We start from the raw sequence: 15,433 nt of genomic DNA on the forward strand, positions 1-15,433 counted from the left end.
AACGCCAGTTGCAGCCACCGGCAGGATCCACCGGCACGCCGCTGGAAAGCGCGTGAAGCAGGGCGGCCGGGCCCATCCTGGCCCGGCGCCCGCGTTTTCAGGACATGGTGGCGCAACCCGGGGAGGACAACCCCGGGCCGCCCCGCTTAGTCCGCCTGGCGGCGCAGGAACGCCGGGATGTCCAGGTAATCGTTCGGCAGTTCCGCCGCCGCCGGGGCCGAAGCGGCCGGGGCCGAAGGGGCGGAGGCCGCTGCGGTATCGCTGCTGGCGCGACGCAGGCCCAGGCCCATGCCACCCACCGCCTTGGAGACGGCATCGCCGCCGTTGTCGAACTCGCCGAACTCCGGCTGGCCGGTGGTGGCGTTGCGGACCAGCTTGATCGGCGCACGCTCGCCCGGACGCTGGGTCTTGCTGGCCGAGACGCGGTTCAGGCCGGTGGCCACCACGGTCACGCGCACTTCGTCCTGCATGTCCGGATCGAGCACGGTGCCGACCACCACGGTGGCATCTTCGGAAGCGAAGCCATCGATGGTGCGGCCGATCTCGTCGAACTCGGCCATGGTGAAATCGGCGCCGGCGGTGATGTTGACCAGGATGCCGTTGGCACCAGCCAGGTTCACATCGTCCAGCAGCGGGTTCTGGATCGCCGATTCGGCAGCGGCCTGGGCGCGGTCATCGCCACGGGCGGTGCCGGTACCCATCATCGCCAGGCCCATTTCGGACATGACGGTGCGCACGTCGGCGAAGTCGACGTTGATCAGGCCCGGACGCACGATCAGGTCGGCGATGCCCTGCACGGCGCCCTGCAGCACGTCGTTGGCAGCGCGGAAGGCCTGGATCATGGTCGCGTTGCGACCCAGCACGGTGATCAGCTTCTCGTTCGGGATGGTGATCAGCGAGTCGCAGTGCTGGCTCAGTTCCTCGATGCCCTTCAGCGCCACCTGCATGCGGCGACGGCCTTCGAACGGGAACGGCTTGGTGACCACGGCCACGGTCAGGATGCCCATTTCCTTGGCCAGCTGTGCCACCACCGGCGCAGCGCCGGTACCGGTGCCGCCGCCCATGCCGGCGGTGATGAACACCATGTCGGCGCCCTGCAGCGCGTCCATGATGCGCTCACGGTCTTCCAGCGCGGCCTGGCGGCCGACTTCCGGGTTCGCGCCTGCGCCCAGGCCCTTGGTCACGTTGGTACCCAGCTGCAGCTGCAGCTTGGCACCACAATTCTTGATGGCCTGCGAGTCGGTGTTGGCAGTGATGAATTCCACGCCATCCACTGCCGAGTTGACCATGTGCGCCACGGCATTGCCGCCGCCGCCGCCCACGCCAACCACCTTGATCACCGCATTGGGTGCCATCTTTTCGATCAGTTCAAAATGCGCCATGTCCGTGTCCTCGTTGTATCCGCTTTGGCTGGCATGGGCATTCGGGCGTCCTGCCGTCCTGCTGCATGCCGACGTTGCGGCTGTGTGGGTTGTGTGTAGCCAGTATTGCGTTGTGATGCGGGTACTGCGGGTGTTGCGCCCGGGCGAGGCCCGGGTTTTCGGGTTCCGCGTCAGAACTCGCCGCGGAACCAGGTCTTGAGTTTCTTGAACATGCTTCCGGCGCGCCCGGTGGGCAGCGACGGCCGCCGCGGGTGCTCGATCTGGCTTCCCATCAGCAGCAGGCCCACGCCGGTGGCGTGCACCGGGTTGCCGACCACTTCGCCCAGGCCGGTGACGTGCTGCGGGATACCCACGCGCACCGGCATCTGCAGCATTTCCTCGGCCAGTTCGACCACGCCTTCCATCTTCGACGCGCCACCGGTCAGCACCATGCCGGCGCGCACCAGTTCCTCGAAGCCGGAGCGGCGCAGTTCGGCCTGCACCATCTCGAAGATTTCCTCGTAACGGCCCTGCACGGCCTGCGCCAGCGAATGGCGCGGCATGCGGCGCGGCGGGCGGTCGCCCACCGACGGCACCTGGATGCTCTCCTCGGCCGTGGCCAGCTGGGCCAGGGCGCAGGCATAGCGCACCTTGATCTGCTCGGCTTCCGGGGTCGGCGTGCGCAGCATGTGCGCGATGTCGTTGGTCACGTGGTCGCCGGCGATCGGCAGCGAGGCGGTGTGGCAGATCGCACCCTGCACGAACACCGCGATGTCGGTGGTGCCGGCGCCCATGTCGACCAGCACCACGCCCAGCTCGCGCTCGTCGGCGGTCAGCACCGCCACGCTGGAGGCCAGCGAGGACAGCACCAGGTCGTCCACCTGCAGGCCGCAGCGCTGCACGCACTTGCTGATGTTGGCCGCCGCCGACTGCGCGCACACCACCAGGTGCGCATGCACTTCCAGGCGCACGCCGGTCATGCCGACCGGGTTGCGGATGCCTTCCTGCGAATCGTCCAGCACGTACTCGCGCGGGATCGCGTGGAGGATCTTCTGGTCGGCCGGGATCGCCACCGCCTTGGCCGCGTCGAGCACGCGATCCAGGTCGCCCCAGGTCACTTCACCGTCGCGGATCGGCACGATGCCCGGCGAGTTCTTGCACTGCACGTGGTTGCCGGAAATCGAGGCGTACACCGAACGGATCTCGCAGCCGGCCATCAGCTCGGCTTCTTCCACCGCGCGCTGGATCGACTGCACGGTCGATTCGATGTCCACCACCACGCCGCGCTTCAGCCCGCGCGATTCGTGCGAGCCGATGCCGATCACTTCGATCGGGTTGCCCGGCGAATACTCGCCCACCAGCGCCACCACCTTGGAGGTGCCGATGTCCAGGCCAACGATCAGCGATTTGTCACCCTTGCGATTCATGTCCTTTCCTGCGTGCTTCTGGCCGGGGTCGCCGGCGTTTTCGCCGGCGTGGCCGGGGTACCCCAGCTCAGCGTGAAACCATTGGTGTAACGGAGGTCGGCGCGCTCGATCGGCGCGTCCTGACGGTTGAGCTGCGGCAGTACCTTGACGAAGCGCTGCATGCGCGAGCGCGCGTCGTCGCGGCCGACCACCACTTCGGTGCCGTTGCTCAGCACCAGCGACCAGCTGCCGCGTGCGTCCATCGTCACCCGGCGCACATCGACGCCGGCCGGTGCGAACAATGCACGCGAGTCGCTGTACAGCTTCATCACTTCCGCGGTCTGGCTGTCCGGGCCATCCAGCTCCGGCAGCGCCAGGTCGGACAGCTTCTTCGGCGTGGGGAACAGCTTGCCCTGCTCGGACACCAGGCGGTCGGTACCCCAGCGGGCGAACGGCTTGTGCTCGACCAGGGTCACTTCCAGCACGTCCGGCCACTGCTTGCGGACCTGCGCGCTTTCCACCCACGGCAGCTTCTCCAGGGCGTCCTGCGCGTCCTGCAGCTTGACCGCGAAGAAACCGGCGCGCGCATACGGCAGCAGCACCTGCTGCAGCTGTTCGGCCGGCACCCGCTTGAACTCACCATGCACGCGCAGCTTCGCCAGCGGCCAGCGCTCGGCGCCGACCCAGCCATTGACTACGGCCACCACCGGCAGTGCAACCACCGACAGCGCCAACAGCCAGACGAAGATGCGCAGCACCGCGTTCATGCGTGCGAGGCCTCCAGGGTCTGTTCCAGCACGCGCCACACCAGTTCCTCGAAACCGATGCCGGCCTGGCGGGCCGCCTTGGGCACCAGCGAATGGCTGGTCATGCCCGGCGCGGTGTTCACTTCCAGCAGGAAGAAACGGCCGCTGTCGCGATCGCGCATCACGTCCACGCGGCCCCAGCCACGGCACCCGGCGGCACGGAACGCGGCCAGCGCGATGCGCCGGATGTCCTCTTCGTCGCCACCGTCCAGGCCCGGACACAGGTACTGGGTGTCCTCGGCGATGTACTTGGCGTTGTAGTCGTACCACTGGCCCTTGGGCACGATGCGGATCGACGGCAGTGCGACGTCGCCAAGGATGGCCACGGTCAATTCGTCGCCGACCACCATCTGCTCCATCAGCAGCTGGCCGTCGTAGCGCGCAGCCAGGGCCACCGCTTCATCCAGCCCGGCGTCATCGGTGACCCGGCTGATGCCCACGCTGGAGCCTTCGTTGGCCGGCTTCACCACCACCGGCAGGCCGAGTTCGGCGGCATTGGCGTGCACGTCCTCGGCAGTGACCTTGCGGTACTGCGGGGTCGGCAGGCCCAGCGACAGCCACACCTGCTTGGTGCGGATCTTGTCCATGCTCAGCGCCGAACCCAGCACGTTCGAGCCGGTGTACGGCACGCCGAAGGCGTCCATCAGGCCCTGCACGATGCCGTCCTCACCGCCACCGTTGTGGCCGTGCAGGATGTTGAAGACGCGATCGATGCCACCGGCGGCGAGCGCGCTGGCGAGCGCCGGAATGCCGTCCACCGCGAACGCATCGACGCCACGCGACTGCAGGGCTTCGAGCACGTTGCGGCCCGAATCCAGCGACACCTCGCGTTCGCTGGAACTGCCGCCCAGCAGCACGGCGACGCGGCCGAACTCGGCCGGGTCGGTCACGCGCAGCGGCGGGAAGGTCAGCGTGCTCACGCCTGGCCCTCCCCCTTGAAACCTTCCGCCGCGATATGGGTGGCCACGGCACCGATGTCGCCGGCGCCCATCATCAGCAGCAGGTCACCGTCCTGCAGCACGTCCGGCAGCACGCTGGCCAGCTCGGCGGCCTTGCCCACCACCACCGGCTCACTGCGGCCACGCGCGCGGATGGCACGGGCCAGCGCGTGCGAGTCGGCGCCGGCAATCGGTTCTTCACCGGCCGGGTAGACCTCGCTCAGCACCAGCGCATCAACGCTCGACAGCACGGCGGCGAACTTGTCGAACTGGTCGCGGGTACGGCTGTAGCGGTGCGGCTGGAAGGCCACCACCAGGCGCTTGTCGGCCCAGCCACCACGAGCGGCGGCGAACACTGCCTCCAGCTCGCTCGGGTGATGGCCATAGTCGTCGATGATGCGGACCTTGGCGCCACTGGCGGTGGTCACCTCGCCCAGATCGTTGAAGCGACGGCCGACACCGGCGAAGCCCTCCAGCGCGCGTGCGATCGCGTCCGGGGCCACGCCCAGCTGCCAGCCCACCGCAGCGGCGGCCAGCGCGTTGAGCACGTTGTGCCTGCCCGGCAGCGCCAGCACCACTTCCTGGCTGGTGCCCTGCGGCAGGCGCAGGGTGAAGCGCATGCGCGACCCTTCCTGCACCACGTTCTCGGCGCGCACGTCGGCCTGCGGGCTCATGCCGTAGCTCATCACGTGGCGCGGGGTCCTGGCGGCCAGCGCGGCGACTTCCGGATCATCGATGCACAGTACCGCCAGGCCGTAGAACGGCAGGCGCTGCAGGAACTCGGCAAACGCCGCCTGCACGCGGGCGAAATCGTTGCCGTAGTTTTCCAGGTGGTCGGCATCGATGTTCGTGATGATCGACATCAGCGGGTTCAGGCGCAGGAAGCTGCCATCGCTTTCATCAGCCTCGGCCACCAGCCACTGCCCGCCACCCAGCTTGGCGTTGGCACCGGCGGCCAGCAGCTGGCCACCGATCACGAACGTCGGGTCCAGGCCACCTTCGCTCAGCACCGCAGCGGTCAGGCTGGTGGTGGTGGTCTTGCCATGGGTACCGGCCACGGCGATGCCGCGGCGGAAGCGCATCAGCTCGGCCAGCATCGCCGCACGCGGCATGATCGGAATGCGCTGGCTGCGTGCTTCCATCAGTTCCGGGTTGTCTTCGCGGATGGCACTGGAGACCACCACGCAGTCGGTGCCCAGCACGTTGGCCGCGGAGTGGCCGCGCATGATGCGCGCACCCAGGCTGGCCAGGCGGCGGGTCGCCACGTTGTCGGCGTTGTCCGAGCCGGACACTTCATAGCCCAGCGTCAGCATCACTTCGGCGATACCGCTCATGCCGGTGCCGCCGATGCCGACGAAATGCACGCGCGGGAACGCGCGCACCAGGTCGTTGGTGTCGTGCAGGCGGCGGATCATGCGCGGCCTCGCGCAGGGCAGGCGCGGTGGCATGCCTTCTTCATACAGCTTCCTCGAGAATGATATCGGCGATGCGCTCGGCGGCATCGACCTTGGCCAGGGCACGCGCGGCTTGCGCCATCTGCATGCGGCGGGCGGGATTTTCGGACAGATCGCGCAGCAGTGCGGCAATGCCGTCGGCCAGCGTTCCGTCCTGCTTCAGCAACACCGCCGCGCCGCGCTCGACCAGGTACTCCGCGTTGCGGGTCTGGTGATCGTCGACGGCAGCGGGGAATGGCACCAGCACGCTGCCGACACCGACCGCGCACAGCTCGGCCAGCGTGGACGCGCCGGCGCGGCAGACAACCAGGTCAGCCCAGGCGAAGGCTTCGGCCATGTCGGCGATGAACGGCGTGATTTCCGCCTGCACACCGGCCTTGGCGTAAGCCTCCACCGCTTCGGCATGCATCTTCTCGCCGCTCTGGTGGCGCACCTGCACCGGCAGGCCGGCGCCCAGCGCGGCAATCGCCTGCGGCACGCCGGTATTGAGGGCACGCGCGCCCTGGCTGCCGCCCACCACCAGCACGCGCAGCGGGCCTTGCCGGTCGGCGAAGCGCTGTTCCGGCGGCGCGATGGCAGCGATTTCCGCGCGCACCGGGTTACCGACGAACTCCTCGCCCTTCGCGAAGGTGCCCGGGAAACCGGTCAGCAGGCGACGCGCATAACGTGACAGGATGCGGTTGGTCAGGCCCGGCGCACGGTTCTGCTCATGCACGATCAGCGGCAGGCCATGCAGGCGCGTGGCCATGCCACCGGGGCCGGAGGCAAAGCCACCGAAGGCGACCACCGCGCGCGGCTGGCGCTGGCGGATGATGAGCCCGGCCGCGCGCAGCGCGCGCATCAGCCGCCACGGCGCCGCCAGCAGGGCCAGCTTGCCCTTGCCGCGCAGGCCAGTGATGGCCAGCGTATCGATGGCGATGTCGTGCTGCGGCACCAGGCGGGTTTCCATCGCACCGTCGGCGCCCATCCAGGTCACCGGCACGCCGCGCTGGCGCAGCACGCGGGCCACGGCCAGGCCGGGGAAGATGTGACCGCCGGTGCCTCCGGCCAGGATCATCACCGGGCGCCCACTCTCGGTGGCTGCACTCATGACAGCCTCCCGAAGGTCGGTTCGATGCGCGACTGCAGGCGGCTGGTGCCACGTGCGGCGCTCGCTGCAGCGGACGCGGGTGCGACCGGCTCGGCACGCATCGGCACGCTGGCGTCCACCGCTGCGGCGGGCTTGTCCATCGGTTCGGCTGCGGCGTCTTCGGCGCCACCGATGCGCACGGCCTGGCGGCGCTCGGCGCGCTTGAGTTCATACGACACGCGCAGCAGCAGGCCCATCGCCACGCAGGTCATCAGCACCGACGAACCGCCGGAGGAGATCAGCGGCAGGGTCAGGCCCTTGGTCGGCAGGATGCCCAGGTTCACGCCGATCGAGACGAAGGTCTGCATGCTGATCCACAGGCCGATGCCGAAGGCGATGTAGCCGGAGAAGTGGCGCTTCATTTCCACGCAGCGCATGCCCAGCCAGAAGGTGCGGCCGACCAGCAGCGCATACAGCGCCACGATCACGCAGGTACCCAGGAAACCGAATTCCTCGGCGGTGACCGAGAAGATGAAGTCGGTGTGCGCTTCGGGCAGGTAGTACAGCTTCTGCACGGAGTTGCCCAGGCCGACGCCGGTCCATTCACCACGGCCCACCGCCATCAGCGCGTTGGACAGCTGGTAGCCGTCGCCCTGCTGGTCGGCCCACGGGTCCAGGAAGGAGGTGATGCGGCGCATGCGGTACGGCTCGATGATCGCCAGCGCGCTCATGCCGACCAGGCCGATGATCACCGGCATCGACATGCGCGGCATGTTCACCCCGCCCAGCACCAGCATGCCGGCGGTGATCGCCAGCAGCAGGGTCGAGGAACCGAAGTCCGGCTGCAGCAGCAGCAGCACCACCAGCGCACCGGCCACGCCCAGCGGCTTGAGCATTGCCGGCCAGGTCGCATTGACCTCGTCGCGGAAACGTACCAGGTAGCTCGACAGCCAGACGATGTAGAGCACTTTCACCGCTTCGACCGTCTGGAACTTGGAAATGCCCAGGTTGATCCAGCGGCGCGCACCGTTGACCGTGCTGCCCAGTCCCGGTGCGAACACCGCCAGCAGCAGTACGAAGCAGCCCAGCAGCAGCATCTGGTTGTACTGCTCGATCGACTTCAGCTCGGTGCGGGCGGCAATGACCGCCAGCACGATACCCACCGCCAGGAAGATCAGGTGGCGGTTGAGGTAATAGAACGGGCTGCTCATCAGCGCGATCGAGCTGGAGGCCACCATCACCACGCCGACACCGGTGAGCGCGATGATCGCGCCCAGCAGCCACTTGTCGTAGCTGCCTTCGATGGCTTCAAGGCGTGTTGCCTGGCGGGACAGGTCGTTCATCTCAGCGCACCTTCAACGTGGCCAGGCCGATCAGCACGAGCACAACGGAGATGATCCAGAAACGCACGATCACGCGCGGCTCCGGCCAGCCCTTCAGTTCGAAATGGTGGTGGATCGGCGCCATGCGGAACACGCGCTTGCCGGTCAGCTTGAACGAGGCGACCTGGATCATCACCGACAGCGTTTCGATGACGAACACGCCGCCCATGATCACCAGCACCAGCTCCTGGCGGGTGATCACCGCGATCGTGCCCAGCACCGCACCCAGTGCCAGTGCGCCGATGTCGCCCATGAAGACCATGGCCGGGTAGGTGTTGAACCAGAGGAAGCCCAGGCCCGCGCCGGCGATGGCCGCACAGATGATGACCAGCTCGCCGGCGCCCGGGATCTGCGGGATCTGCAGGTAGTTGGCGAACACCACGTTGCCCGAGGCATAGGCGAACACGCCCAGCGCGCAGGCCACCAGCACGGTGGGCATGATCGCCAGGCCGTCCAGGCCGTCGGTCAGGTTCACCGCGTTGGAGAAACCGACGATCCAGAAGTAGGCGATGGCCACGAAGCCGATGCCGGCCAGCGGCAGCGCGACCGACTTGAACATCGGGATGTAGAAGGTCAGCGCTGCCGGCACGTCGGCCGTGTAGAACAGGAACAGGCCCGCAGCCAGGCCGAAGATCGACTGCAGCAGGTACTTCCAGCGCGACTTCAGGCCGTTCGGGTCACGGCGGACGATCTTGATCCAGTCGTCATACCAGCCGATGGCGCCGAAGCACAGCATCACCGCCAGCACCAGCCACACGTAGCGGTTGCGCAGGTCGGCCCACATCAGCACCGACAGGGTGATGGTGAGCAGGATCAGCGAACCGCCCATGGTCGGCGTGCCGGCCTTGGAGAAATGGGTCTGCGGACCGTCCTTGCGGATCGGCTGGCCGCCCTTGAACTGGGCGAGCTTGCGGATCATCGCCGGGCCCAGCCACAGCGACAGGAACAGGGCCGTCAGCGCGGCAAGGATGGCGCGGAACGTCTGGTAGTTGAACAGCCCGAACAGGCTCTCCAACTGCTGCAACCATCGAGCCAGTTCATACAACATGCGGGGATTCCTCTCCTTGCGCCAGCAGCGCTTTGACAATCGTGTCCATGGCGCTGCCACGGGAACCCTTGACCAGGCAGCGCACGCCGGCGTGCAGCTCGTCCTTCAGCGCCTGCGACAGCGCGTCGTGGGTGGCGAAATGGCGGCCGCCTTCGCCGAAGGCGGAGGCGGCAGCGGCGCTGAGCGGGCCCAGTGCATACAGGCGCTTCAGGCCGGCAGCACGTGCGCGGATGCCGGCCTGCGCATGCAGCGCTTCCGCGTCCGGGCCCAGCTCGCGCATGTCGCCCAGCACCAGCCAGCCCTCTTCCGGCGCCGCGGCCAGGGCATCGATGGCCGCGGCCAGCGACCCGGGGTTGGCGTTGTAGCTGTCATCCACCAGCACCGCGCCATTGCGCAGCTGATGGGCGATCTGGCGACCCGGCACCGGCTGCGCTTCGGCCAGGCCGGCGGCAATCAGCGCCAGATCGACACCGGCGGCCAGCGCCAGGCTGGCGGCGGCCAGCGCATTGCTGACGTTGTGGCGACCCGGCAGGCCCAGCACCACGCGGGCTTCGCCGGCCGGTGCGACCAGAGTGAACTGGCTGCCCTGCGCACCGGCGCGGATATCGCGCGCGGTCACGTCCGCCGAGTGTTCCAGGCCATAGCGCAGCACGCGGCAACGCGCCGGGGTGCTGATGAAATGCTGTTCGAACCAGCGGCCATAGGCATCGTCGGCGTTGATCACCGCCACGCCATCGGCCGGCAGCGCGGCGTAGATCGCGCCCTTGGTCACCGCCACGCCGAGCAGGCTGCCCATACGTTCCAGGTGCGCCGGGGCGATGTTGTTGACCAGCGCATAACGCGGGCGGGCGATCTCGGTCAGGTAGGCGATGTCGCCCGGCTTGCCGGCGCCCATCTCGTAGACGGCGTAGTCGGCATCTTCCGGCGCATCGATCACCGCCAGCGGCAGGCCGATCTCGTTGTTGCGGTTGCCCGGGTTGGCGTAGACCACCTTGTGCGCGTGCTGGGCCACCTGCTGCAGGATCGACAGCAGCAGGCTCTTCACGCTGGTCTTGCCATTGCTGCCGGTGATCGCGAACACCTCGGTGCCACGGTCACGCTGCATGCCGGTGGCGATCTTCGCCAGCGCCAGTTCGCTGTCGGCCACCAGCACCTGCGGCAGTTCGACCGGCAGCAGGCGCTCGACCAGCAGCGCACTGGCACCGCGCGCCTGCGCGTCGGCCGCGAAGTCATGGCCGTCGAAACGCTCGCCGCGCAGCGCCACATACAGACTGCCCGGACCGAGATTGCGGGTGTCATTGCTGACCGCATCGATGGCCACGTCGTCGCCGTGGATCTCGCCGCCGGCCCAGTGTGCGATCAGCGAAAGCAGGGTGCGCTTCATGCGGCGCCCTCCCCGGCCTGCGCGCTGAGCACACCGGCCTTGGCCGCCAGTGCAGCGGCGGCCACTTCGGTGTCGTCGAAGTCATGGCGCACGCCATTCACTTCCTGGTACGGCTCGTGGCCCTTGCCGGCGATCAGGATGATGTCGCCGGCACCGGCACGCTTCACCGCCAGGCCGATCGCACGCGCGCGGCTGCGCTGCACGGTCACGGCATCGGCGTTCTGGAAGCCGGCCAGGATGTCAGCCACGATCACATCGCCATCTTCGCCGCGCGGGTTGTCGTCGGTGACGATGACCTGGTTGGCCAGGCGCTCGGCGATCGCCGCCATCTGCGGGCGCTTGCCGGTGTCGCGCTCGCCGCCGCAGCCGAACACGCAGAACAGCGTGCCCTGCAGGTGCCCGTGGAGGCTGTCCAGCGCCTGTTCCAGCGCATCCGGGGTGTGCGCGTAGTCGACCACCACCGTCGGCAGGCCGTCTTCACCGCCCAAGCGGTTCATGCGGCCGCGGATCGGCTGCAGCGCCGACAGCACTTCGGCGATACGCGGCAGCGGCTGGCCCTGCGCGTGCAGGGTACCGGCCACGGCCAGCAGGTTGTCCACGTTGAAGCGGCCCAGCAGCGGCGACTGCACCGCCGCGCGCTGGCCGTCGATGACCAGCTCGAAGGCGATGCCACGACCGTCAAGCTGCAGCGCCTCGGCGCGCACGCTGGCGTCGGTGGCACCACGCGAGCTCAGCCCGATCGCCTGCACGCCGGCCGGCAGGCCCGCGAACAGCTGCCGGCCGAAGGCATCGTCCAGATTGATCACCGCGGCCTTCAGGCCCGGGCGATGGAACAGCCGCGCCTTGGCCGCGCCGTAGCTGGCCATGTCACCGTGGTAGTCCAGATGGTCGCGGGTGAGGTTGGTGAACACCGCCACGTCGTAGTGCACGGCGTCCACGCGGCCCTGGTCCAGCGCATGCGAGCTGACTTCCATCGCCACCGCGCGCGCACCGGCGTCGCGCAGCTGCGCCAGAAGCGCATGCATCTGCAGCACCAGCGGCGTGGTGAAGCCGGTCGGCTCGACCGCACCATAAAGTCCGGCACCCAGCGTGCCGATACTGCCACTGGGCGTTCCGAGCAGATGCCAGGCCTGGGCCAGCAGCTGCACGGTGGAGGTCTTGCCGTTGGTGCCGGTCACGCCGACCATCGCCATCGCCCGCGATGGCGCGCCATGGAACTGGTCGGCCATCGCGCCCATGCGCGCGCGCAGGCCCGGCACGGCGATCGCATCAGCCGGGGCCGGCAGATCGGCCGGTGCCGGCGGTTCGAACAGGATGGCACTGGCACCGGCAGCGCGCGCCTGCTCGACAAAGCCCAGGCCATGCGCGCCGAAACCGGCGATGGCGACGAAGGCGTTACCGGGGCGCACGGCACGGCTGTCCAGCACCAGGCCGGTCAGAACGGGATCATGACCCGCCAGGGCCACGTCCGGAAGCAACTGCGAAAGCAACATCGAAGGACTCATTGCGTGCCTCCCGTAGCGGGCGGCGTCTGGGCTTGCGCGCTTGGCAGCGCAGCGTCGAATTCAGCGGCGGCATCGACCGGCAGCGCGGTCTCGGCCGGCGGCGCAGGCAGGATCGACGCCGAATGGCCGACCTTGCCCGACTGCTGTGCGGCCAGCCACGACTGCAGGTCGTCCAGCGGCACGTCCATCAGGCGCAGGGTGCCTTCCATCACGTTGTGGTAGACCGGCGCCGACACCAGGCCGCCGTAGAACTTGCCGGCCTGCGGGTCGTTGATGACGATGACGGTAGCGAAACGCGGGTTGGTGGCCGGCACCACGCCGGCGAACAGCGCGTTGTAATGGCCGCGCTCATAACCGCCCGGGCCGGCCTTGCGCGCGGTGCCGGTCTTGCCGGCCACGCGGTAACCCAGCACCGCCGCCTGCTTGGCGCCGCCCTGGGTGACTACCGTTTCCATCATCGCCACCACCTGCCGGGCGACGTTCTCGTCGATGATCTGCTGGCCTTCATTGCGCTGGCCCTTGACGAAGGTCGGCGCGATCAGGCGCCCGCCGTTGGCCAGCGCCGAGTACGCGGTGGCAATCTGCAGCGGCGTGACCGACAGGCCGTAGCCATAGGACATGGTGGTCTTGGTGGTACCCGACCAGCGTGCCGGACGCATCACCACGCCGGCCGATTCACCCGGGAAACCGCTGTGCGGCGCCGAGCCATAGCCGAAGCGGCGCACGCCGTCGTAGAAGGTCTGGTCCGGCATCTTCGCCGCAACCTTGGCCGCACCCACGTTCGAACTGCGGGTGATCACGCCGGTCACGTTGAGCACACCGTTGTTGCGCGGCACGTCGCGGATGGTGAAGCGGCCCAGGGTCATGTAGCCCGGGTTGGTGTCGATGATGGTGTCCTTGGTCACCGCACCGGCCTGCAGCGCGGTGGCGATGGTCAGCGGCTTCATCGTCGAACCCGGCTCGACCAGGTCGGTCACCGCGCGGTTGCGGCGCGTATCGGGGATCGCGCCGGTCAGCGAGTTCGGGTTGTAGGTCGGCAGGTTGACCATGGCCAGGATCTCGCCGGTGGTCACGTCCATGATCACCATCGAACCACCGGCCGCCTTGTTGGCCACCAGCGCGTTGCGCAGTTCCTTGAAGGCCAGGTACTGGATGCGGCGGTCGATGCTGAGGGTCAGGTCCTTGCCCGGCTCGGCGGCGCGCAGCAGATCGCTTTCGACGGTCTCGCCCTTGCGGTTGCGGATCACCCGCTTGGCACCGGCCTTGCCGCGCAGCCATTCGTCGAACGCCAGTTCCAGGCCTTCCTGGCCGCGGTCGTCGATGTTGGTGAAGCCCAGCACGTGCGCCATCGCTTCGCCCTGTGGGTAGAAGCGGCGGAACTCGCGCTGCGCGGCCACGCCCGGAATCTTCAGCGCGACCACCTTCTCTGCCTCGTCCGGATTGATCCGGCGGCGCAGGTACATGAATTCCTTGTCCGACTTCTGCGACAGGCGGCTGCTCAGCTCATCCACCGACATGCCGACCGCCTGGGCCAGCTCCGGGATGCGCTCGGGCGAACGCAGCAGGTCCTGCGGGTTGACCCAGATCGAGGCGACCGGGGTGGACACCGCCAGCGGCTCGCCGTTGCGGTCGGTGATCATGCCGCGCGAGGTCTTGATCGGCAGCTCGCGCAGGTAGCGGGCCTCGCCCTGGCGCTGGTAGAAATCGCTGTTGATGATCTGCACGTAGGCCGCGCGACCCACCAGCGACACCGAGCACAGGCCAAGCGCCAGCGCGACCCAGCGCAGGCGCTGGCGCAGGTTGAAGGCGTTGCGCGGGCGGTTGCGGCCGGTCTTGCTCATGGGCGCACCACCACGATGTCAGCGGCCTCGGGGAACTTCATGCCCAGCTTCTCGCGGGCAATGCGGTCCACGCGGTTGGCTTCGGCCAGGGTGGCCTGTTCCAGCTGCAGGCGGCCGAACTCAAGGTTGATGTCATCGCGCTTGCGCTCGGCACGCGACAGCTCGATGAAGGTCTGCCGGTGGCGGTGGCGCACGAACACCACGCCGATCGCCGAGGCGACGGTGCAGGCCAGCAGGATGATCAGCAGCAGCCGGCTCATGCATCGCCCCCCCGCTTCTGTGCCACGCGCAGCACGGCGCTGCGGGCACGCGGATTGGCGGCCAGCTCTTCGTCGGTGGCCTTGATGGCGCCGCCGATCAGGTCCAGCGTCGGCACGAACGCAACCGCCTCGGGCAGCCGGCGGTTGGCCGGCGGCGCCTTGGCCAGGCGGTTCATGTACTGCTTGACGATGCGGTCTTCCAGCGAGTGGAAGCTGATCACCGCCAGGCGGCCACCTGGCTTGAGCCGTTCCACCGCCGCATCGAGCCCGGCTTCCAGATCGGCCAGCTCGCGGTTGATGTGGATGCGGATGGCCTGGAAGCTGCGCGTGGCCGGGTGAATCTTGTCCTTCCCACGCGGCATCACCGAGGCGATCAGCTCGGCCAGTTCGGCGGTGCGGGAGAACGGCTGCTTCTCGCGGCGGGCCACGATGGCGCGGGCGATGCGCCGGCTCTGGCGCTCTTCGCCGTAGGTCCACAGCACATCAGCGATCTCGCGCTCTTCGACGCGGTTGATCCACTGCGCGGCGCTTTCACCGCTGTCCGGATCCATGCGCATGTCCAGCGGGCCGTCCTTGCCGAAGCTGAAGCCACGTTCGGCCACGTCCAGCTGCGGCGACGACACGCCGAGGTCGAACAGCACGCCGTCCAGGCCTTCGGCCGTCGCATCCCACTGCAGCAGCTGGGCGAAGCTGCCCCGGAAGATGGACACGCGCGGGTCCGGCGCGAAATCGCGCTCGGCAACGGCGATGGCTTCCGGATCCTTGTCCATGACCAGCAGGCGCCCCCCGGGACCGAGCTGGGTGAGCACGCCACGTGCATGACCGCCACGACCGAACGTGCCATCCAGATAACGTCCGTTTTCGATCACCCTCAGGCCTTCAAGGACCTGGGTGTACAGGACCGGCAGGTGCACCGCCGGCGACTGCGACACCGGAAGGTGACCGGCCTGCGCTTCTGGGCGCATCCGGGCACCCCGGC

The 15,433-nt window shown here is 68.5% G+C and carries 12 protein-coding genes and 1 pseudogene; all 13 read right to left on the minus strand.

The genetic code is table 11. The features are described from left to right. Positions 1 to 146 precede the first annotated feature (146 nt). Positions 147 to 1,382: a cell division protein FtsZ gene (gene ftsZ, locus ACUVWL_RS14210; RefSeq protein WP_005415297.1), complete on the minus strand. Its 1,236-nt coding sequence runs from the start codon at positions 1,380 to 1,382 to the stop codon at positions 147 to 149. 170 nt (positions 1,383 to 1,552) lie between these two features. After that, on the minus strand, positions 1,553 to 2,788 hold the full coding sequence (gene ftsA / locus ACUVWL_RS14215; protein ID WP_005408083.1) for a cell division protein FtsA: 1,236 nt from the start codon (positions 2,786 to 2,788) through the stop codon (positions 1,553 to 1,555). Positions 2,789 to 2,856: 68 nt separating this feature from the next. Then, positions 2,857 to 3,534: pseudogene (locus ACUVWL_RS14220) on the minus strand (cell division protein FtsQ/DivIB); the annotation flags it as partial. Continuing rightward, a complete protein-coding gene (locus ACUVWL_RS14225) occupies positions 3,531 to 4,493 on the minus strand; it encodes a D-alanine--D-alanine ligase (protein WP_014645943.1) in 963 nt (320 codons plus the stop codon). The pseudogene ACUVWL_RS14220 and the gene ACUVWL_RS14225, both read right to left, overlap by 4 nt. After that, complete coding sequence (gene murC, locus ACUVWL_RS14230) at positions 4,490 to 5,926, minus strand: UDP-N-acetylmuramate--L-alanine ligase (protein WP_445978476.1); 1,437 nt, start codon at positions 5,924 to 5,926, stop codon at positions 4,490 to 4,492. Before murC ends, ACUVWL_RS14225 begins: the two co-directional genes overlap by 4 nt. Before the next feature lie 40 nt (positions 5,927 to 5,966). Beyond that, positions 5,967 to 7,055, minus strand: coding sequence for an undecaprenyldiphospho-muramoylpentapeptide beta-N-acetylglucosaminyltransferase (gene murG / locus ACUVWL_RS14235; RefSeq protein ID WP_049406067.1), 1,089 nt, complete (start codon positions 7,053 to 7,055; stop codon positions 5,967 to 5,969). Continuing rightward, entirely contained in the window at positions 7,052 to 8,377 is a 1,326-nt protein-coding gene (gene ftsW / locus ACUVWL_RS14240; RefSeq protein WP_014645940.1) for a putative lipid II flippase FtsW, read from the minus strand. Before ftsW ends, murG begins: the two co-directional genes overlap by 4 nt. A 1-nt stretch (position 8,378) precedes the next feature. Next, positions 8,379 to 9,464 (minus strand): phospho-N-acetylmuramoyl-pentapeptide-transferase, encoded by a 1,086-nt coding sequence (mraY, locus tag ACUVWL_RS14245; RefSeq protein WP_004154219.1) that lies wholly within the window; start codon positions 9,462 to 9,464, stop codon positions 8,379 to 8,381. Then, the gene (locus ACUVWL_RS14250; RefSeq protein WP_126411734.1) at positions 9,454 to 10,848 is read right to left on the minus strand and encodes a UDP-N-acetylmuramoyl-tripeptide--D-alanyl-D-alanine ligase; all 1,395 of its coding nucleotides are present in this window, start codon (positions 10,846 to 10,848) and stop codon (positions 9,454 to 9,456) included. Before ACUVWL_RS14250 ends, mraY begins: the two co-directional genes overlap by 11 nt. Next, positions 10,845 to 12,353 (minus strand): UDP-N-acetylmuramoyl-L-alanyl-D-glutamate--2,6-diaminopimelate ligase, encoded by a 1,509-nt coding sequence (locus ACUVWL_RS14255; RefSeq protein WP_111205763.1) that lies wholly within the window; start codon positions 12,351 to 12,353, stop codon positions 10,845 to 10,847. The genes ACUVWL_RS14250 and ACUVWL_RS14255 overlap by 4 nt, the downstream gene beginning before the upstream one ends. Next, positions 12,350 to 14,194 carry a peptidoglycan D,D-transpeptidase FtsI family protein gene (locus ACUVWL_RS14260; RefSeq protein ID WP_014645937.1) on the minus strand — a complete coding sequence of 615 codons (1,845 nt, stop codon included), beginning with the start codon at positions 14,192 to 14,194 and terminating at the stop codon, positions 12,350 to 12,352. Before ACUVWL_RS14260 ends, ACUVWL_RS14255 begins: the two co-directional genes overlap by 4 nt. Then, positions 14,191 to 14,454, minus strand: a complete 264-nt coding sequence (ftsL, locus tag ACUVWL_RS14265; protein ID WP_005415286.1) for a cell division protein FtsL — start codon at positions 14,452 to 14,454, stop codon at positions 14,191 to 14,193. Before ftsL ends, ACUVWL_RS14260 begins: the two co-directional genes overlap by 4 nt. Next, positions 14,451 to 15,419, minus strand: a complete 969-nt coding sequence (gene rsmH, locus ACUVWL_RS14270; protein ID WP_049440201.1) for a 16S rRNA (cytosine(1402)-N(4))-methyltransferase RsmH — start codon at positions 15,417 to 15,419, stop codon at positions 14,451 to 14,453. The genes ftsL and rsmH overlap by 4 nt, the downstream gene beginning before the upstream one ends. Positions 15,420 to 15,433: the final 14 nt, after the last annotated feature.

The sequence above is a fragment of the Stenotrophomonas muris genome, from assembly GCF_052751275.1.

Excerpts from the sequence above, each read along its gene's own strand:
- ftsZ (WP_005415297.1), bottom strand. The coding sequence starts at position 1,382 with ATGGCGCATTTTGAACTGATCGAAAAGATGGCACCCAATGCGGTGATC.
- ftsA (WP_005408083.1), bottom strand. The coding sequence starts at position 2,788 with ATGAATCGCAAGGGTGACAAATCGCTGATCGTTGGCCTGGACATCGGC.
- murC (WP_445978476.1), bottom strand. The coding sequence starts at position 5,926 with ATGATCCGCCGCCTGCACGACACCAACGACCTGGTGCGCGCGTTCCCG.
- murG (WP_049406067.1), bottom strand. The coding sequence starts at position 7,055 with ATGAGTGCAGCCACCGAGAGTGGGCGCCCGGTGATGATCCTGGCCGGA.
- ftsW (WP_014645940.1), bottom strand. The coding sequence starts at position 8,377 with ATGAACGACCTGTCCCGCCAGGCAACACGCCTTGAAGCCATCGAAGGC.
- mraY (WP_004154219.1), bottom strand. The coding sequence starts at position 9,464 with ATGTTGTATGAACTGGCTCGATGGTTGCAGCAGTTGGAGAGCCTGTTC.
- ACUVWL_RS14250 (WP_126411734.1), bottom strand. The coding sequence starts at position 10,848 with ATGAAGCGCACCCTGCTTTCGCTGATCGCACACTGGGCCGGCGGCGAG.
- ACUVWL_RS14255 (WP_111205763.1), bottom strand. The coding sequence starts at position 12,353 with ATGAGTCCTTCGATGTTGCTTTCGCAGTTGCTTCCGGACGTGGCCCTG.
- ACUVWL_RS14260 (WP_014645937.1), bottom strand. The coding sequence starts at position 14,194 with ATGAGCAAGACCGGCCGCAACCGCCCGCGCAACGCCTTCAACCTGCGC.
- ftsL (WP_005415286.1), bottom strand. The coding sequence starts at position 14,454 with ATGAGCCGGCTGCTGCTGATCATCCTGCTGGCCTGCACCGTCGCCTCG.
- rsmH (WP_049440201.1), bottom strand. The coding sequence starts at position 15,419 with ATGCGCCCAGAAGCGCAGGCCGGTCACCTTCCGGTGTCGCAGTCGCCG.